This window comes from Streptomyces sp. TP-A0356, from assembly GCF_001417775.1.
Taxonomy (GTDB): Bacteria; Actinomycetota; Actinomycetes; order Streptomycetales; family Streptomycetaceae; genus Streptomyces.
Window position 1 is genome coordinate 130,877 of sequence record NZ_BBZJ01000014.1, and the last position, 18,415, is coordinate 149,291.

Annotated in this window: 18 protein-coding genes; 9 read left to right on the forward strand and 9 right to left on the reverse strand. The window is 70.4% G+C overall.

Annotation, left to right across the window (positions count from 1 at the left end):
• Positions 1-69: 69 nt before the first annotated feature.
• The 3 genes from ASC56_RS06620 (at position 70) to ASC56_RS06630 (ending at position 1,905) form a co-directional block, all read left to right on the forward strand.
• The gene (locus ASC56_RS06620; protein ID WP_055490282.1) at positions 70-672 is read left to right on the forward strand and encodes a 50S ribosomal protein L25/general stress protein Ctc; all 603 of its coding nucleotides are present in this window, start codon (positions 70-72) and stop codon (positions 670-672) included.
• A 69-nt stretch (positions 673-741) separates the two neighbouring features.
• Complete coding sequence (gene pth, locus ASC56_RS06625; protein WP_055490283.1) at positions 742-1,344, forward strand: aminoacyl-tRNA hydrolase; 603 nt, start codon at positions 742-744, stop codon at positions 1,342-1,344.
• 54 nt (positions 1,345-1,398) lie between these two features.
• Positions 1,399-1,905: a hypothetical protein gene (locus ASC56_RS06630; protein WP_055490284.1), complete on the forward strand. Its 507-nt coding sequence runs from the start codon at positions 1,399-1,401 to the stop codon at positions 1,903-1,905.
• 85 nt (positions 1,906-1,990) lie between these two features.
• Here the strand turns inward: ASC56_RS06630 and ppc are convergent, their stop codons facing one another.
• Entirely contained in the window at positions 1,991-4,723 is a 2,733-nt protein-coding gene (gene ppc, locus ASC56_RS06635; protein WP_055490285.1) for a phosphoenolpyruvate carboxylase, read from the reverse strand.
• Between the two features lie 308 nt (positions 4,724-5,031).
• Here ppc and ASC56_RS06640 point away from each other — a divergent pair, with 308 nt between their 5' ends.
• Together ASC56_RS06640 and ASC56_RS06645 are read left to right on the forward strand one after the other, a co-directional pair.
• Positions 5,032-6,042 (forward strand): fatty acid desaturase, encoded by a 1,011-nt coding sequence (locus ASC56_RS06640; protein WP_055490286.1) that lies wholly within the window; start codon positions 5,032-5,034, stop codon positions 6,040-6,042.
• Positions 6,039-6,713, forward strand: a complete 675-nt coding sequence (locus ASC56_RS06645) for a TetR/AcrR family transcriptional regulator (RefSeq protein ID WP_055490287.1) — start codon at positions 6,039-6,041, stop codon at positions 6,711-6,713. The genes ASC56_RS06640 and ASC56_RS06645 overlap by 4 nt, the downstream gene beginning before the upstream one ends.
• A 44-nt stretch (positions 6,714-6,757) precedes the next feature.
• Here the strand turns inward: ASC56_RS06645 and ASC56_RS06650 are convergent, their stop codons facing one another.
• Together ASC56_RS06650 and ASC56_RS06655 are read right to left on the reverse strand one after the other, a co-directional pair.
• A complete protein-coding gene (locus ASC56_RS06650; protein WP_055490288.1) occupies positions 6,758-7,129 on the reverse strand; it encodes a VOC family protein in 372 nt (123 codons plus the stop codon).
• The gene (locus ASC56_RS06655; RefSeq protein ID WP_055490289.1) at positions 7,123-7,941 is read right to left on the reverse strand and encodes a trans-aconitate 2-methyltransferase; all 819 of its coding nucleotides are present in this window, start codon (positions 7,939-7,941) and stop codon (positions 7,123-7,125) included. The genes ASC56_RS06650 and ASC56_RS06655 overlap by 7 nt, the downstream gene beginning before the upstream one ends.
• A 144-nt stretch (positions 7,942-8,085) precedes the next feature.
• Here ASC56_RS06655 and tamR point away from each other — a divergent pair, with 144 nt between their 5' ends.
• The gene (gene tamR, locus ASC56_RS06660; protein WP_055490290.1) at positions 8,086-8,583 is read left to right on the forward strand and encodes a MarR family transcriptional regulator TamR; all 498 of its coding nucleotides are present in this window, start codon (positions 8,086-8,088) and stop codon (positions 8,581-8,583) included.
• On the opposite strand, the gene ASC56_RS06665 is transcribed toward tamR, so the two are convergent.
• A complete protein-coding gene (locus tag ASC56_RS06665) occupies positions 8,542-9,309 on the reverse strand; it encodes a response regulator transcription factor (protein WP_055490291.1) in 768 nt (255 codons plus the stop codon). The genes tamR and ASC56_RS06665 overlap by 42 nt on opposite strands.
• A 250-nt stretch (positions 9,310-9,559) precedes the next feature.
• On the opposite strand from ASC56_RS06665, the gene ASC56_RS06670 reads away from it, so the two are divergent.
• Positions 9,560-10,015, forward strand: coding sequence for an N-acetyltransferase (locus tag ASC56_RS06670; protein ID WP_055490292.1), 456 nt, complete (start codon positions 9,560-9,562; stop codon positions 10,013-10,015).
• A 123-nt stretch (positions 10,016-10,138) separates the two neighbouring features.
• Here the strand turns inward: ASC56_RS06670 and galK are convergent, their stop codons facing one another.
• The 3 genes from galK to galT are packed head-to-tail and all read right to left on the reverse strand — an operon-like array spanning position 10,139 to position 13,332.
• Entirely contained in the window at positions 10,139-11,281 is a 1,143-nt protein-coding gene (gene galK, locus ASC56_RS06675; protein ID WP_055490293.1) for a galactokinase, read from the reverse strand.
• Positions 11,282-12,250 (reverse strand): UDP-glucose 4-epimerase GalE, encoded by a 969-nt coding sequence (gene galE / locus ASC56_RS06680; RefSeq protein WP_055490294.1) that lies wholly within the window; start codon positions 12,248-12,250, stop codon positions 11,282-11,284.
• Entirely contained in the window at positions 12,247-13,332 is a 1,086-nt protein-coding gene (galT, locus tag ASC56_RS06685) for a galactose-1-phosphate uridylyltransferase (protein ID WP_055490295.1), read from the reverse strand. Before galT ends, galE begins: the two co-directional genes overlap by 4 nt.
• 202 nt (positions 13,333-13,534) lie before the next feature.
• On the opposite strand from galT, the gene ASC56_RS06690 reads away from it, so the two are divergent.
• Entirely contained in the window at positions 13,535-15,229 is a 1,695-nt protein-coding gene (locus tag ASC56_RS06690) for a sodium:solute symporter family protein (RefSeq protein WP_055490296.1), read from the forward strand.
• A gap of 21 nt (positions 15,230-15,250) precedes the next feature.
• Positions 15,251-15,568, forward strand: a complete 318-nt coding sequence (locus ASC56_RS06695) for a hypothetical protein (RefSeq protein WP_055490297.1) — start codon at positions 15,251-15,253, stop codon at positions 15,566-15,568.
• Positions 15,569-15,641: 73 nt separating this feature from the next.
• Here ASC56_RS06695 and ASC56_RS06700 read toward each other — a convergent pair whose 3' ends face one another.
• Together ASC56_RS06700 and ASC56_RS06705 are read right to left on the reverse strand one after the other, a co-directional pair.
• A complete protein-coding gene (locus tag ASC56_RS06700; RefSeq protein WP_079102332.1) occupies positions 15,642-16,331 on the reverse strand; it encodes a response regulator transcription factor in 690 nt (229 codons plus the stop codon).
• Positions 16,332-16,580: 249 nt separating this feature from the next.
• Entirely contained in the window at positions 16,581-18,356 is a 1,776-nt protein-coding gene (locus tag ASC56_RS06705) for a PQQ-binding-like beta-propeller repeat protein (protein ID WP_055490299.1), read from the reverse strand.
• Between the last annotated feature and the right edge of the window lie 59 nt (positions 18,357-18,415).

Sequence of the window (18,415 nt, forward strand, 5' to 3'; positions counted from 1 at the left end):
CGCGCTCTTCGTAGCAGGCCGTTCGTGGCCGGGTGACCACGTCCGTTCCAGTTCCTACGAGGAGTGAACATGTCCGAGGTGAAGCTCGCCGCCGAGGCGCGCACCGAGTTCGGCAAGGGTGCCGCCCGCCGTATCCGTCGCGCCGGCAAGGTCCCCGGTGTCCTGTACGGGCACGGCGTGGACCCGGTGCACCTGACGCTGCCGGGCCACGACCTGCTGCTGGCGCTGCGTACGCCGAACGTCCTGATCTCCCTGGCCATCGACGGCAAGGCCAACGAGCTGGCGATCCCGAAGGCCGTGCAGCGTGACCCGGTGAAGGGCTTCCTCGAGCACGTCGACCTGCTGCTGGTGAAGCGCGGCGAGAAGGTCACGGTCGAGATTCCGGTGCACGCCGAGGGCGAGCTGGCTCCGGGTGGCAACCTGCTGGAGCACGTGCTGTCCGCGCTGCCGGTCGAGGCCGAGGCCACGCACATCCCCGAGGCGCTGACGGTCTCGGTGGAGGGTCTGGAGGCCGGTGCCTCCATCCACGCCAAGGACGTCGCTCTGCCGTCCGGTGTGACCCTGGCCGTGGACGAGGACGCGGTGGTCCTTCAGGTCCTGGCCGCCCAGGCGGAGGAGGCCCCGGAGGGCGAAGAGGCCGCCGAGGGCGAAGAGGCCGCTACCGAGGCCTGATCCTCACCGTCGTCGTTTCGTCAGCCGCTGTTCCCGCGAGGGGCAGCGGCTGGCGCGTATCAAGGAGACATGGACGTGACCACCGCTGCCAACGCCCCCTGGCTCATCGTGGGCCTCGGCAATCCCGGGCCCGAGTACGCCATGAACCGGCACAACGTGGGGTTCATGGTGGCCGATCTGTTGGCCGAGCGGATCGGGGGGAGGTTCAAGCGGGCGGGCAGGGCGCAGGCTCAGGTCGTGGAGGGCCGGATCGGGCCGCCCGGTCCCGGGAACCGTCGGGTGATCCTCGCGAAGCCGATGTCGTACATGAATCTGTCGGGCGGCCCGGTCAACGCCCTGCGTGACTTCTACAAGGTGCCGGTGGCGAACGTCGTGGCGGTGCACGACGAGCTGGACATCGACTACGGCACGCTCCGTCTGAAGCTGGGCGGTGGCGACAACGGGCACAACGGGCTGAAGTCGATCACGAAGGCGATGGGTTCGGACTATCACCGGGTGAGGTTCGGGATCGGGCGTCCGCCGGGGCGGATGCAGGTGGCCGATTTCGTGCTGAAGGACTTCTCGCCTGCGGAGCGCAAGGAGCTGGACTACTTCGTGGACCGAGCGGCGGACGCGGCGGAGTGTCTGGTCATCGAGGGCCTGGAGCGGGCGCAAAGCACGTACAACTCCTGACTTGTCCCCTGCCGGAGTTGACCGGGTGCGGGGGCATGGCCAAGGATCGCCGCCATGCCTTCTGCCCTCTCCTCCTCTCCGGGCACGGTGTCCCAGGGCGCGGTCGCGGTGCTGCGGTTCGGGCGGCTCGCGGCGATGGGTACGGTCGCCGCGCTGATCCTGATCGGTGGCGTCTGGGGTTCCTGGGGCACCGCGCAGCATGTGATGCTGCCCAAGGGCCGCGAGCGGGGCACGATGACGGTGGCCCGGTGTTCCGGCGGTCTGTGCAGTGGCCCGTATGCGCCCTTGTCCGCGGGATCGACGGCGCGGAATCGGGTGGTGATCGACGAGTCGGTGGCCGTGCGGCAGGGCGAGGTTCTCGCGGTCGTGGTGAAGCCGGGCTCCGACGAGGTGGTGCGTTCGGGTCCGGCGGGTGTGCTCTGTGCCTGGCTTCCGCTGGCGGGTGCCCTGCTGCTCGCCTCGGTCGTCGTGGCGGGCGGGCTGCGTATGCCGCGTACGGCCTGGGTGATGGCCGGGTCGGGGATGGCGCTGCTGACGGCGGCGTTCGTCGCCCTCCAGTAGCTCCCGCGGACGGTCGCCGACCATCGGTGCCCCCGTACTCGTCCGGGTGACGGGTACGGGGGCACCGATGGTGTGCGGGGCGGACTCAGCCGGTGTTGCGCAGTCCTGCCGCGACGCCGTTGACCGTCAGCAGCAGTGCCCTGGACAGCAGCGGGTCGGGTTCGGCGCTGCCGGCCGCCGCGTCGCGCTGCCGCTTGAGCAGGGCGACCTGGAGGTAGGAGATCGGGTCGAGGTAGGCGTCGCGGATGGCGAAGGTCTGCTTGAGGACGGGGTTGACGTCCAGCAGTTCCTTCTCGCCGGTGATGCGCAGCACCTCACGGACCGTCAGCTCGTGTTCCGCCTCGATCGCCGCGAACACGTGCTTGAGCTCGTCGGGCACCAGGGTGTCGACGTAGTGGCGGGCGATGCGCAGGTCCGTCTTGGCGAGGGTCATCTCGACGTTGGAGATGAAGTTGCGGAAGAAGTGCCACTGTTCGTGCATCTCGTCGAGCACGGTGTCCAGGCCTGCCTCGCGCAGGGCCTTGAGACCGGATCCGACGCCGTACCAGCCGGGCACGATCTGCCGTGACTGGGTCCAGCCGAAGACCCAGGGGATGGCGCGGAGTCCGTCGAGGCCCGCGCCGGAGTCGGGGCGCCGCGAGGGACGGGAGCCGAGGTGGAGGTCGGCGAGCTGGTCGACCGGTGTGGAGGCGAAGAAGTAGGCGGGCAGGTCGGGGTCCTCGACCAGCTTGCGATAGGCGGCGTGGGCGGCGTCGGAGACCACGTCCATGGCCGCGTCCCAGCGGGCCAGTGCCTCGTCCGACTGGCGGGGGGCCGTGTGCAGGGCGGAGGCCTGGAGGGTGGCGGCGACGGTCAGCTCCAGGTTCTCCCGGGCCAGGGAGGGGATGAGGTACTTGTCGGAGATGACCTCGCCCTGCTCGGTGACCTTGATCTCGCCTTCGAGGGTGCCCCAGGGCTGGGCGAGGATGGCGTCGTGAGTGGGGCCGCCGCCGCGGCCGACGGTGCCGCCGCGGCCGTGGAAGAGCCTCAGCCGTACGCCGTAGCGGTGGGCGACGTCGCGCAGGCGGCGCTGGGCGCGGTGGATCTCCCACTGGGAGGTGGTGATGCCGCCGAACTTGGAGGAGTCGCTGTAGCCGAGCATGACCTCCTGGACGTCGCCGCGCAGGGCGACCAGGCGGCGGTAGGAGGGGTCGGAGAGCATGTCCTCCAGGATCGTGTCGGCGGCCCTGAGCTCGTCGGTGGTCTCGAGCAGCGGCACGATGCCGATCTTGGCCCAGCCGGCGTGCAGGTCGACGAGGCCGGCCTCACGGGCGAGGACGGCGGCGGCGAACACGTCGTCGGCGCCCTGGCACATGGAGATGATGTAGGACTCGATGACGTCGGGGCCGAAGACCTTCAGGGCCCGCTTGACCGTCTCGAACACGCCGAGGGTCTTGGTGCCGGCGGCGTCGAGGGGCGCGGGGGTGGGGGCGAGGGGCCGCCGGGAGCGCAGTTCCTTGGCGAGCAGCTTGTGGCGGTACTCGCGCGGCATGTCGTCGTACCGCCAGGACTCCTCGCCGAGCCGGTCGAAGAGCTGGCCGAGGGCGTGGTGGTGGGCGTCGGCGTGCTCGCGGACGTCCATGGTGGCGAGCTGGAGGCCGAAGGCGGCGAGGGTGCGGATGGTGCGGGCGAGGCGGCCGTCGGCGAACAGGCCGCCGCGGTGGGCGCGCAGTGAGGTCTGGATGATTCTGAGGTCGTGCAGCAGTTCGGCGGTGCCGAGGTAGTCGCGTCCGGGCTCGTGCTGGGTGCCCGCGGCGAGGCGCCGCTTGGTGTTGACGAGCTTCTGCCGGACGCAGGTGGCCTTGAGGCGGTAGGGCTCCTCCGCGTTGAGGCGCTTGTAGCGGGGGCTGATCTCCGGCAGCAGCCTCAGGTCGGCGCGCAGGGACTCCAGGAGCTCGTCGGTGGCGCCGGCGTAGCGGATGGAGTTGGACAGCAGGCCGCGCAGCTCGTCGATCGTGTCCAGGGCGTCGTTGATGCCGTGCTCGTGCTGGAGGATCAGCACCTCCCAGGTGACCTCGGGGGTCACATTGGGGTTGCCGTCCCGGTCGCCGCCGATCCAGGTGCCGAAGGTGAGGGGGCGGGTCTCGTCGGGCAGCTTGACGCCGACGCGCTCCAGTTCGGCGGTGAGGTCCTCCAGGACATCGCCGACGGCGCCGGCGTGCAGCTCGTCGAGGTAGTAGATGGCGTTACGGGCCTCGTCGGCGGGCTCGGGGCGCACGACGCGCAGTTCGTCGGTCTGCCAGACGAGGTCGATGTTCTCCGCGAGGCGGGTGTCGTAGCGGCGGCGGTCGGCCTCCAGGACGGGGGTCTCCAGGAGTGCGGCGATGCGCCGGAGCTTGTTGAGGACGGAGCGGCGCGCGGCCTCGGTCGGGTGCGCCGTGAAGACGGGGCGCACGTTGAGGTTGCGGACGGTGTCGCGCACATGCTCGGGGTCGGCGTCCTTGAGCTGGTCGGCCGTGCGGGCGAGGAGTCCGCCCTCGGCGGCGCGCTTGGCGCGCAGTTCCCGGCCACGGTGGACCTGCTCGGTGACGTTCGCCAGGTGGAAGTAGGTGGAGAAGGCGCGCACCAGCTTGGCGGCGGTCTCCAGTTCGGTGCCACGCAGGAGTTCCGCGGCGGCCTCCCCGTCCTCGCGGGTCAGCCGGCGGACGCGCTCGACCAGTTCCAGGAGCTCGGGGCCCTCCTGCCGGACGAGGGTCTCGCCGAGCAGATCACCCAGTCGGCGGATGTCGGCGCGCAGCTCACTGCTGGTCGTGGTGGTCTGGTCGTCGGCACTGCTCACAGGTGCGGCTCCTTGCAGTGTTGAAGCTCGTCTGGGAGGGGACCCGGACGGGTGCCGCGCGCGGCGGGTGCCGCATACGGACCGGGCATCCGGGAAGAAAACAGAGCGGACCGCGCTGTCCGACCGACTCCAAGGATAGGTGTCCACGCGGACGCGCAGGCTCACGGGCTCTTGCCGCCGCACAACGCACTGCCATACTTACGACGCCGTAGGTTACGGAACCGTAGGGTCTCCCGTCAGCTCCCGGGAGCACCCTGGGACCGTACCCGGGCACTCGCCTAGACCCTAGACCCCACAGGGGACGCCCCATGGCCACAAGCTCCGATGTGATCGAAGACGCCCCGAAGGCACACGACGACACTCCGCTGCCCTCCGCGACGCTGGGCGGCGAGCAGAAGCGCTCGATCGAGCAGATCGCGCTGCTGCTGTTCATCACCGTCCCGTTCCTGGCGCTCGTCGCTGCGGTACCGCTGGCCTGGGGCTGGGGCGTGAGCTGGCTCGATCTGGGCCTGCTGGTCTTCTTCTACTTCCTGGGCTGTCACGGCATCACGATCGGCTTCCACCGCCACTTCACGCACAGTTCCTTCAAGGCCAAGCGGCCCCTGAAGATCGCGCTGGCGATCGCGGGTTCGATGGCCGTGGAGGGCCCGCTGGTGCGCTGGGTGGCCGATCATCGCAAGCACCACAGGTTCTCCGACGCCGAGGGCGACCCGCACTCTCCGTGGCGTTTCGGTGACACGGTTCCGGCCCTGATCAAGGGTCTGTGGTGGGCGCACATCGGCTGGTTGTTCGACGAGGAGCAGACGCCGCAGGACAAGTACGCGCCGGACCTGATCAAGGACTCGACGCTGCGGACGATCTCCCGGCAGTTCATCCTCTGGACGGCGGTGTCACTCGCGCTGCCGCCGCTGATCGGCGGGCTGGTGACCATGTCCTGGCGGGGCGCGTTCACGGCGTTCTTCTGGGGCTCGCTCGTGCGGGTGGCGCTGCTGCACCACGTGACCTGGTCGATCAACTCGATCTGCCACGCGGTGGGCAAGCGCCCGTTCAAGTCGCGCGACCGTTCGGGCAACGTGTGGTGGCTGGCGGTCCTGTCGTGCGGGGAGTCGTGGCACAACCTGCACCACGCGGACCCGACGTCGGCGCGTCACGGTGTGGAGCGCGGCCAGCTGGACTCCTCGGCGCGGATCATCCGCTGGTGCGAGCAGCTGGGCTGGGCGTACGACGTGCGCTGGCCGTCACGCTCGCGTATCGATTCCCGCCGCGTCACCGAGGGGAGCGGCTCCCGGCGCAAGAAGGTGACCGCCGACGCGGCATGATTGACGGCGTGGCGACCGACTCCAGCATCCCCAGCAGCGACAAGCCGCGGCGCGTCCGCCGTACCCGGATGACCGGTGCGGAGCGCCGCCAGCAGTTGCTGGAGATCGGTCGGACGCTCTTCGCCACCAAGGGGTTCGAGGGCACGTCGGTGGAGGAGATCGCGGCGAAGGCCGGGGTCTCCAAGCCGGTGGTGTACGAGCACTTCGGCGGCAAGGAGGGGCTGTACGCGGTGGTGGTGGACCGCGAGATGCGGCGTCTGCTGGACATGGTGACCAGTTCGCTCACCGCCGGGCATCCGCGTGAGCTGTGCGAGCAGGCGGCGTTCGCCCTCCTGGACTACATCGAGGAGTACACGGACGGCTTCCGCATCCTGGTCCGTGACTCCCCGATCCCGCAGTCGACGGGCTCCTTCGCCTCTCTGATCTCGGACATCGCCACCCAGGTGGAGGACATCCTGGGCCGTGAGTTCAAGAGCCGCGGTTTCGACCCCAAGCTCGCCCCCCTGTACGCGCAGGCGCTGGTCGGCATGGTCGCGCTGACGGGCCAGTGGTGGCTGGACGTGCGCCGCCCGAAGAAGGCCGAGGTCGCCGCGCACCTGGTGAACCTGGCGTGGCACGGCCTGGACGGCCTGGAGCCGAAGCCCCGGCTGATAGGCCACCGCAAGAGCTGAGGAGCCGCGTCCGGCCTCCCGTACATCAAGGAGCCCCGCGACCTTCAAGGAGCCCCGGTGACCGGCTCCAGGAACTCCAGCCGGTTCCCCACCGGATCCTCGGAGTAGAACCGGCGGTGCCCCGGCAGGTTGTCGTCCCAGGTGACCGGCGCACCGCGGGCGACGAGCCGGGCCGCGTACCCCTCGATGTCCGTGACCCGCAGCCCGGGATGGGCCTTCTTCGCGGGCCGGAAGCCCTGCTCGATCCCCAGGTGCAGCTGGACGGCCCCGGCCTGGAACCAGCAGCCTCCGCGCGCGGCGAGCACGGGCGGTTTGGGGATCTCGGTCATGCCGAGGACGTCGGCGTAGTACGCGCGCAGCAGGTCCTCGGAGCCGGGCGGCGCGGCGAGCTGGACGTGGTCCATGGCGGTCAGCACCGGTCAGACCCCTTCGTCGCGACGGCGAAGACCCGGCGGAACGGGAACACGGTGCCCTGGTCGGTCGCCGGGTACGCCTCGCGCAGCGCCGTCCGGTAGTCGGCGACGAACTCCTCCGCCTCCTCGCCCAGCTCGGTCAGGACCGGCCGCAGCCCGGTGCCCTTCACCCAGTCCAGGACCGGGTCCTCGCCGGGGAGGAGGTGCAGATATGTCGTCTCCCAGACGTCGGCCGTGCAGCCGAGGGCGGTGAGGCGCTCCAGATACGCCTCGGGCGTGAGCACGGCGTCGTCGTGGCGCAGGGTGCCGGCGAGGCGGTCCTTCCAGCGGGCCGAGTGGGCGAGCTCCCGCATCAGCCGGTGGCTGGGGGAGCCGAAGTTGCCGGGGACCTGGAAGGCGAGGGTGCCGCCGGGGGCGAGGTCCGCGATCCAGTCCGGGAAGCGGTCGGCGTGTCCGGGTACCCACTGCAGGGTGGCGTTGCTGATGATCAGGTCGTACGGCTCCGTGGGCACCCAGCTGCGGGCATCGGCGAACGCGAAGTCGAGACGGCCGCCGCCCGGGGTGGGGCCCTCGTGGTCGGTGAACGCCTTGTCGAGCATCTCGGGCGAGTTGTCGTATCCGGTGATGTGTGCGGTGGGCCAGCGGTCGGCGAGCAGGACGGTGGCGTTGCCGGGTCCGCAGCCCAGATCGGCGATGCGGGGCGGGTCACCGGGCAACTCGGGGACGCGGGCGAGCAGGTCGGCGAAGGGACGGGCGCGGTGGCCGGCGTGGCGCAGGTACTGACCGGGATCCCAGGTGGGGGCGGCGGCAGGCATGGGTGTGGCCCTCCTAGAAGTCGCCGGGTGTCACCTCGGTGCCGACCCGGCGGTGGTGATCCCAGCTTCACATCCGCATATCTCGACGTCAAGACACTTGAAGTCAAGAGACTTCATGTCGACACAACCACTACACTGATCGTCATGGAGGACGAGGTCGATCGGCTGGTCGCGGCGTGGCGCCGGGAGCGCCCGGACCTCGACGTGGAACCGCTCGAGGTGCTCAGCCGGGTGAGCAGACTGGCCCGGCACCTGGACCGCGCACGCCGGCTGGCGTTCTCCGAGCACAGCCTGGAGCCCTGGGAGTTCGACGTCCTCACCGCGCTCCGGCGGGCGGGCAGCCCCTATCAGCTCTCCCCCGGCCAGCTACTGACCCAGACGCTGGTCACCTCCGGCACGATGACCAACCGCATCGACCGCCTGGCGAAGAAGGGCCTGGTCGAGCGGCTCCCGGATCCCAGCGACCGCCGAGGGGTGCTCGTACGCCTCACGGACGAGGGCCGGGACCGGGCGGACCAGGCGCTGGCCGGACTGCTCGACCAGGAGCGCGCGATCCTGTCGGAGCTGAGCCGGGCCCAGCGCAGTGAACTGGCCGCGCTGCTACGCCAGCTGACCGCCCCGTTCGACAATATCCCCGGCTAGGTCGGCCGGCCCGACGCCGGCCCGGCGGGCGAGGGCGACGGCGGCGAGGGTCGAGTGGACGCCCAGCTTCCCGAGGACGTTCTGCATATGGGTGCGGACGGTGTGCGGGGAGAGGAACAGGCGCTCGGCGACGGCCTTGCGGCCCAGCCCCGCGACCATGCACCGCAGCACCTCCCGCTCCCGCGGTGTCAGGGACTCCACCAGGCGCTCGCTCTCGGTGCGGTGCTTGCGGGCCGCGGTCAGCTCGCGCAGGACGCCGGTGAGCAGGGCGGGCGGAAGGTGCGTCTCGTCCCGCAGTACGCCCCGGATGACCGTCAGCAAGCGGGACAGCGAGCAGTCCTTGGCGACCCAGCCGGAGGCGCCGACCCCCAGGGCGAGGGCGGCGCGGCGCGCGTCGTCCTTCTCCGCGAGGACGACGGTGCGCACGCCCGGCTGCGCGGAGCGGACGCCCGCGACCAGGGAGATGCCGTCGACGAGTCCGTCCTCGTTGCCCTCCTGGACGGGGACCGCGGGGCGTGAGCCCGGCACGTTGCCGCCGAGGTCCGCGTCGACGAGCATCACGTCGAATCTGCGGCCCTCGCCGGCCGCCCGCTCCAGACAGCGCAACGCGGCCGGGCCGCTGCCGGCCGCGGACACCTCGACGTCGGGCTCGGCGGCCAGGGCGGCGGCGAGCGACTCGGCGAAGATGCGATGGTCGTCGACGACCAGGACTCGGATGCGAACCACTGAAACCCCCACTGCTCGGGGGACGACCGGCGCGGGTACGGCGCCCGAAGTGCTCCCCGGTTGTTCGCCTGGGACGGGGCGGCGCGACCGCACGGCCGCCGCCGTGCTGGAACTGCTACCCCCACTTCGGGCGTCGTACCCGACTGTCTCGCCCCCTGATCAGCACCGGCCCCCACCGGTGCTGTTCACAGGGTAGGGCCGCATGCCGGGAGCGGGAGGAAATTTGCAGAACTGGTTGGCCAGCGCGTTTATGGTGAGCCGCATGTTTCGTATCGAGACAGAAGTCGACAAGGAACGGCGGGATCTGCTCCGCGCTCGGCTGCACGAGACGAACACGGTGGCGTCGCCGGTACTGCGCGCACTGCGCGGAACGCCCGGTGAACGCGAAGTTCCGCTCCACGTCTGGGCGTTGGACGAGGTGGGGAGTCTGGTGGGCGGACTGGTCGGCCACACCTGGACGGTGTGGCTGCACGTCGCGTACCTGTGGGTGGACGACCGCCACCGGGGCGCGGGCCTCGGCTCGCGCCTGCTGGGGGAGGCGGAGCACAGGGCGCGCGAGGGGCGCGGCTGCACGGCCGCGCGCCTGGAGACCTGGGACTTCCAGGCCCCGGAGTTCTACCGGAAACAGGGCTACGAGGTGGTGTGCGTGATCCCCGACTATCCACCGGGGATCACGGAGTACACCCTGACCAAGCGGCTGCGCTGATCGCTCAGGCGCCGGGCGGCTCGACCAGCCCGTCCGGCCATTGCGGACGAGGCCATGACGAGGCCCTTGAGGACGAGGCCCTTCAGGCCGAAGCCGGGGCCTGGCGGCGGCAGCCCCAGAGCCTCAGCCCAACCGCCGGGCACCCGCCGCAGGAACCGCCACGAACACGCGAGGCGCCGTGAAACGGGCGGAGCCGAACGCCTCCTCGATCGCCTTGGTGATCGTGTCCGTGTCGGACGCCTCCGCGAGGACGATCGCCGAGCCCCCGAAGCCCCCGCCCGTCATCCGGGCGCCGAGCGCGCCGGAGGCGTTCGCCGTGTCCACCACCAGGTCCAGTTCCGGGCAGGAGATGCGCAGGTCGTCCCGGAGGGAGACATGGCCCTGCGTCAGCACGGGGCCGATCGCGCGGACCTGGCCCGCGTCCAGCAGTGAGATGACCCGCTCGACGCGGTGGTCGTCCGAGACGACATGGCGCACATAGCGGCGCACGCGCTCGTCGGACAGGCGCGCGAGCGAGGCGTCCAGGTCCTCGTACGCCACGTCCCGCAGATGCGAGACCCCGAGCTGCCGTGCGCCTTCCTCACACCCCTCGCGCCGCTCGGCGTACGCCCCGTCGCCCAGAGCGTGCTTCACGCGGGTGTCGACGACCAGCAGCGCCAGGCCCTGGGAGGCCAGGTCGAAGGGGACCTGGCGGATCGACAGATCACGGCAGTCCAGATGCAGGGCATGGCCCTCGGTGCAACAGGCCGACGCCATCTGATCCATGACGCCGCACGGCACGCCCACGAAGTCGTTCTCGGCGCGCTGCGCGAGCCGGGCCAGCTCGGGTCGGGTCAGGCCGAGGCCGTAGAGGTCGTTCAGAGCCAGGGCGGTGACCACCTCCAGCGCCGCGGACGACGACAGGCCCGCCCCCGTCGGCACGGTCGAGGACAGGTGGACGTCCGCGCCGGTGATCGCGTGGCCAGCCTCGCGCAGCACCCACACGACGCCCGCCGGGTACGCGGCCCAGCCGGCGTTCGTCAGGGGCGCCAGCTCGTCTACGTACAGTTCGACGATCGGGCCCTCGATGTCCGCCGAGTGCAGGCGCAGCACCCCGTCGCTGCGGCGCGAGACCGCCGCGACCGCCGTGTGCGGCAGGGCGAGCGGCATCACGAACCCCTCGTTGAAGTCCGTGTACTCGCCGATCAGATTGACCCGGCCGGGTGCCGCCCAGACGCCCTCGGGAGCCGTCCCGTACAGCTCCTCGAAGCCCTCGCGTACGTCCACCTACTGCTCCCTCGCGGTGTCCTGTGCGAACTCCCACGCGTCCGCGACGATGCCCGCGAGGTCCGCGCGGGACGGGTTCCAGCCCAGCCGCTCACGGGCCGTGGCCGCCGAGGCGACCAGGACCGCCGGGTCGCCGCCCCGGCGCGGGGCCACGACCTCCGGGATCGGGTGTCCGGTGACCTGGCGCACCGTCTCGATGACCTCGCGCACGGAGAAGCCGTTGCCGTTGCCGAGGTTGCAGATCAGGTGCTCGCCGGACGTGGCGGCGTCGAGGGCCAGCAGGTGCGCCTCCGCCAGGTCCGCGACGTGGATGTAGTCGCGGACGCAGGTGCCGTCCGGCGTCGGGTAGTCGTCGCCGAAGACGGAGATGGCCTCCCGCCTGCCCTGCGCGACCTGGAGCACGAGCGGGATGAGGTGGGACTCCGGGTCGTGCCGCTCGCCGCAACTGCCGTAGGCGCCCGCCACATTGAAGTAGCGCAGGGACACCGCGCCCAGGCCGTGCGCGGCGGCCTCACCCGTGATCATGTGATCGACGGCGAGCTTGGAGGCGCCGTACGGAGAGGTCGGCGCGGTGGGGTCCGTCTCGGTGATCGGAGTGCTGACGGGCTCGCCGTAGGTCGCGGCGGTGGAGGAGAACACGAGCTTGCGCACGCCGGCCTCGCGCATCGCGGCGAGCAGTGCCATCGTGCCGCCGACGTTGTTGTCCCAGTACTTCTCGGGCTTCACGACCGACTCGCCGACCTGCGAGAACGCCGCGAAGTGCAGGACCGCGTCGTACGAGGGGTCCAGCCACTTGGCGGCGTCGCGGATGTCGCCCTCGACGAAGGAAGCGCCCGAGGGCACGCCCTCGCGGAAGCCGGTGGAGAGGTTGTCGAGGACGACGACCTCGTGGCCCGCCTCCAGCAGATGCTGCGCGACCACGCTGCCCACATAGCCGGCACCGCCCGTGACCAGGTACTTCCCACTCATGAACTCGCTACCTCTCGCAGTCGCCGGGCCGCGGCTTCCGGCGGCACGTCGTTGATGAACACGTTCATGCCGGACTCGGAACCCGCGAGGAACTTCAGCTTGCCGGAAGTGCGGCGGATGGTGAAAAGCTCGAGGTGAAGCGCGAAGTCGTCCCTCGTCACGCCCTCGAAGTCCGCCGGCGTCCCGAACGGCGCCTGGTGCCAGGCGGCGATGTACGGCGTCGGAGGCTCGCCCACGGAGTTCTTCCCACCATCCCGGCGATCGAAGATCCGGTCGAAGCGCCTCAAGAGTTCCAGATACACCTTGGGAAACTCTGTGCGCGCCTCTTCGTCCAGCGCGAGCAGGTCTGGGACACGCCGCCGGGGGTAGAGGTGGACCTCGTACGGCCAGTGGGCGGCGTACGGCACGAAGGCCACCCAGTGTTCACCCTCCAGGACGACCCGCTCGTCGGCCAGCTCGCGCTCCACAACCGCGTCGAACAGGTTCTCCCCGCCGGTCGCCTCCTTGTGGGCGGCCAGCGAACGGAGCATCAAGGCGGTGCGTGGGGTGGTGAAGGGGTACGCGTAGATCTGACCGTGCGGATGGCCGAGGGTCACGCCGATCTCCTGGCCGCGGTTCTCGAAGCAGAAGACCTGTTCCACGGCGGGCAGGTGGGACAGCTCCGCGGTGCGGTCGGTCCAGGCGCTCAGGACCAGCCGGGCCTGCTCCTCGGTCAGGTCGGCGAAGGAGGCGTTGTGGTCGGAGGTGAAGCACACGACCTCGCAGCGGCCGGAGTCACCGGCGAGCGAGGGGAAACGGTTCTCGAAGACCACGACGTCGTACGAGGAGTCCGGGATCTCGCTCAGCCTCTCGCCCTGGGAGGGGCACAGAGGGCATTCGTCGGCCGGTGGGAGGTAGGTGCGGCCCTGGCGGTGCGAGGCGACGGCGACCGAGTCGCCGAGCAGCACGTCACGACGGATCTCGGAGGTCGTGACGGTCCGCTCCAGCGGCCGACGGTCCACCGCGTCCCGCACGGCGTCGTCGCGCAGGTCGTAGTAGATGAGCTCACGACCGTCGGCCAGCCGGGTCGAGGTCTTCTTCACGACACCTTGCCTCTCTGCAGCACTGCCCGACTCCTCATCCGCACCCGATCCGCTCTTCAAACATAACTCAACACAACAAACCACGAGCCACCAGGTGCGTCAACATCACAATCAAACAAAGAGCATCATCAGAAGTGTTCAAAGTTCGAACGCGGAGGCGTAGGTTCCGCACTGATTGGTTCACGCAACGAAGCGAGTAATCATGCAGACCCCCACACAACTGGCCCCCACATACCTGGCAGCCGGTCTACGGCTGCCGACCAACGGCCTGGACTACACGATCCTCGGGATCTACTTCGCCGTCGTGCTGGGCATCGGCTTCGCCGCCCGCCGCTCCGTGAAGACCAGCCTCGACTTCTTCCTGTCCGGGCGCTCGCTGCCCGCCTGGATCACCGGTCTCGCGTTCATCTCGGCCAACCTGGCCGCCACCGAGATCCTCGGCATGGCCGCCAACAGCGCCCAGTACGGTGCCTACACCGTGCACTGGTACTGGATCGGCGCCATCCCGGCGATGGTCTTCCTGGGCCTGGTGATGATGCCGTTCTACTACGGCTCCAAGGTCCGCTCGGTGCCCGAGTTCCTGCTGCTCCGCTTCGACAGGTCGGCGCACCTCCTGAGCTCGATCCTGTTCGCCTTCGCCGCCATCCTGATCGCCGGCGTGAACCTCTACGCCCTCGCGATCGTCGTCGAGGCGCTGCTGGGCTGGCCGCAGTGGGTGGCGATCGTGGTCGCGGGCTTCTTCGTCCTCGCCTACATCACCCTCGGCGGCCTGTCCTCCGCGATCTACAACGAGGTGCTGCAGTTCTTCGTGATCCTGGCCGCCCTCATCCCGATCACCGTGCTCGGCCTGCGGAAGGTCGGCGGCTGGGGCGGTCTGACCGACAAGCTCACCACGACCCACGGCCATGACTTCGTCACCGCGTGGGGCGGCACCGGGATCGGTCACCCCAACCCACTGGGCGCCAACTGGCTGACGATCGTCCTCGGCCTGGGCTTCGTGCTGTCCTTCGGCTACTGGACCACCAACTTCGCCGAGGTGCAGCGGGCCCTGTCGGCGAAGAACCTCTCCGCCGCCCAGCGCACCCCGCTGATCGCCGCCTACCCGAAGATCTTCATCGTCTTCCTCGTGATGATCCCCGGCCTGGTGGCCGCCGCCCTGGTGCCCAACATCGGCCAGCCCGGCTCGGGTCTGCAGTACAACGACGCCATCCCCTACCTGATGCAGGAGCTGCTGCCCAACGGCGTCCTCGGCATCGCGGTGACCGGTCTGCTCGCCGCGTTCATGGCGGGCATGGCGGCCAACGTCTCGTCCTTCAACACGGTGTTCACCAACGACATCTGGGCGAGGTACGTGGTCAGGCACCGCGAGGACGCGCACTACGTGCGGTTCGGGCGCCTGATCACGGCGATCGGTGTGCTGGCCTCGGTCGGTACGGCGTTCCTGGCGTCCTCGTTCTCGAACATCATGAGCTACCTGCAGACGCTGTTCTCCTTCTTCAACGTGCCGATGTTCGTGGTCTTCATCGTCGGCATGTTCTGGAAGCGCGCGTCCGCGAAGTCCGGCTTCTGGGGTCTGCTGGCCGGCACCACGGCGGCGATGGTGAACTACTTCGTCATCTACAAGCGCGGCATCATCCACATCCCCACCGACCAGGGCGCCAACTTCGTCTCCGCGATCGCCGGGTTCGTGGCCGGCGCGGTCGTCATGGTGGCGGTCTCGCTGTTCACCGCGCCGAAGCCGCAGGAGGACCTCCAGGGCCTGGTGTACGGCACCCGCTCGCCCGGGATGGCCGAACCGCCGGCCGCGGGCGACGACGCCTGGTACCGCAAGCCGGCCCTGCTCGGCTGGGGCGCCGTCGTCCTCGCCGCCGCCTGCTACATCCCGTTCTCGCTCTGACCGCGGGAGGATTGAGAGACCATGTCCGAGTACTCAGAGCGCGAGGTCCAGCGCGAAGTCTCCGAGCTGGAGCAAGAGTCCACGACCGCGGCCCGGATCTTCGACCTGCGCCGCATCATCGGCGGCCTGTTCGTCATCTACGGCATCATCGTGATGATCGCGGGCTTCACGGCCTCCGACGCCGCCATCCGCAAGGCCCAGGGCGTCAACATCAACCTGTGGACCGGCCTGGGCATGCTGCTCCTCGGCCTGTTCTTCCTCGCCTGGCTGAAGCTGCGCCCGACGGCTCCGCCGATCGCGCCGCTCGCGGACGACGCCCTGGACGAGAAGCCGGAGTGACGTGACCGGGCTGCGGCGGCCGCACGCCTGCCGTGGCCCGGACCCGGACCTGGGCCCGGCCCCCGGCCCCCGCTCACTCCGGCGCCGTGCCCGTCCGTGACGGTCCCGCACGGTCCAGAAGGCCCGTGCGGGCCGCGAGTGCCGCCGCCTCCAGGCGTGAGCCCACACCCAGTTTCATCAGCACCCGCTGGACGTGGGTGCGGGCCGTCGAGGGGGCGATGCCCATGCCGGCCGCGATCAGCCGCGTGTCCTCGCCGTCCGCGACCCGCACCAGGACCTCCACCTCCCGTGGGGTGAGCATCTGCAGCAGCCGCTGCCCCTCGTCCTCCGGCTGCGCCGCGGGATTGAGCAGTTCACCGAACGCGCCCTGCAGCAGCTGCGGCGCCACGGCCGCCTCACCCGCCCGCGCCTTCATGATCGCCCGCTCGACCCCCTCGATGCGCTCGTCGTGGCGTACATAGCCCGAGGCGCCCGCGGCGAACGCCGCCGCGATCCCACGAGGGCTCGGCACCGGCCCGAGGACCAGCACCGCCACCTGCGGGCGCTCCCGCTTGATCCGCACCACCGGGTCGAAGGCCCCCGGCTCCGCGGGTGCCGCCGTGCCGAGCAGGCACACCTCTGGCGCCCTGCTGATCACCAGGTCCGCCGCGCCCACGGCGGGCGCCGCCGCGGCGAGCACCCGGTGCCCCCGCAGCTTCAGTGCCGAGGCCAGCGCCTCGGCGAGCAGCCGGTGGTCGTCGACCACCATGAGCCGCACTCCCATCGAGCAACCCCCCAGTCCCCCCATGGATGCCCACTATGGATGCCCACTGGCCCGCACGGACAGAAGCCCCCCGGCGCACCCCCGCCCTTCATGCCCCCGGAAGCTACACGCTTGTTCGACATTGCGCTTCCCCTACCCGTGAGAAGTGCCCCGGATTTCCGAAATCCCTACCATTCGCGCCTGATGAGGGGTACGCGAAGGGCCCCGCCCCTGAACAGGAGCGAGGCCGTGCCGTGCGCGCCGTATGTGCTACTTCGCGCCGAAGCCGAGCGCGGTGTACGACTTCGCGTCCCCCGAGTAGGGCTTGCTGACCAGATCCTTGCCGAAGAACAGCCGGCCGTCGGTGTAGAGCAGCTCGGCCGACTTGGGGACCATGGCGCTGATGGCGCTGAGCACACCCGGGGAGGCCGGTGTCTCCAGCAGCTCGGTCTGCTTCAGACTCGCGCCGTCGACCGAGATCACCTGGGCGCCCTTGTTGTACGGGCCACTCTTGAATGCCAGCACGTTCCCGCCGTCCATACGGATCGGGAAGACGTCATAGCCGTCGCCGGCGTCGATCTTGTCGCCGGTGGTCTTCCCGGTGGCCAGCGAGAACGAGACGATCTCGTTGGTCCGGCTGCCCGCCGAGGAGCCGTCGTGGTCCTGGGTGGGCACGTACAGCTTGTCGTTGCCGACCGTGATCGCGTGGCAGTCGTGGACCTTGCCGACGCCGCAGTGGTGGTCGTACTTGCCGTCCGCCAGCGTGATCTTCGTACGCAGCTTGCCGCCGTCGTCCAGCGAGAAGACGTCGGTGGCGCCGGACGCCGTGATGCCACCGGAGTCCACACCGAACACCACCGGCTCGGTGGAGATCACCTTGGCGTTGTCGATGCCCTTGGGCAGCGGGTACGACCACTTGACGCCGCCCGTCTTCGGGTCGAGGAGCTGCACCTGGTACGTCTCGTTGCCGTAGCCGCCGCACTTGCGCACCGCGACGAGCTGCTCGCCGCCCGCGTAGCCGACGTCCGTGCAGGAGCCGGTCCTGGGCTGCCACAGCACCTTGCCGCTGGTCACGTCGAAGGCGGCGCCGCCGGTGAAGCCGCCGCCGGCCGCGACCGTGCTGCCGCTGATGGAGACCTCGTCGAACGCGACCGGGGTGTCACCCGTCCTGACCGACTGGGTCCACAGCTTCTTACCGGTGGCCACCTCGAACGCGGTGACCTCGGAGCACGGCTTGTGGTCCCTGGCGTTGGCCCGCTTGGCCGACTCGTGGACCACGGCGGCGATGCCGGACGAGGTGATCTCGGGCGAGCCCGCGCAGGTCTGGCCGTCCAGCGGCAGCGTCCACTTGGTCGCGCCGCTGTCGGGGTCATAGCCGACGATCTTGTAGAGGCCGGCCTTGGCGTAGACGGAGTCGGTGAGCCAGGAGCCGGCGACGCTGTCGATCTCCTCCTTGCCCGTGATCTGCGGTGCGGGCAGCTGGAAGAGCACCTTGGCGCTGGTGTTCGCCGGGACCTTCTCCTTCGCCCCGCCGCCGGAGCCGCCCTTGCCGTCCCGGCCGCCGCTGCCGCCGCTGCCGCCGCTGGTGCCGGACGCGGTGTCGTTCTTGCCCTTGGAGCCGCCGGAGGAGCTGTTCGCGTACCACATCCCGCCGCCGACGATCAGCGCGATGGCCACGACCGCCGCGACGATGATCCACACCTGGGCGGCGGGCACCTTGCGGCCGCCGCCCTGGGGGGCCTGCTGCTGCATGGGGACGGTCGGCGCCTGCGGATAGCCGTAACCGGGCTGCTGGTCGGGGTAGCCGTAGCCGGGCTGCTGGTTCGGGTAGCCGTAGCCGGGCTGCTGGTTCGGGTAGCCGTAGCCGGGCTGCGGCGGGGCGGGCGGCGGGGTCTGCGGCTGCGGATAGCCATAGCCCGGGCCCTGCGCGGGAGGCGGGGGCGTCTGGGGCGGCGGCGGGGGTGTCCCGGGCGTCCGGGGCGGCGTCTGGGGTGCGCCGAAACCTCCCGGCGGCGGCTGGTTGGGGGGCGGGGGCGGCTGGCTCATGACGTGGGTACCTCGAAGGACGGAAGAGGGGTGGGCGGGGCCGGAGGAGTCAGCGGCCG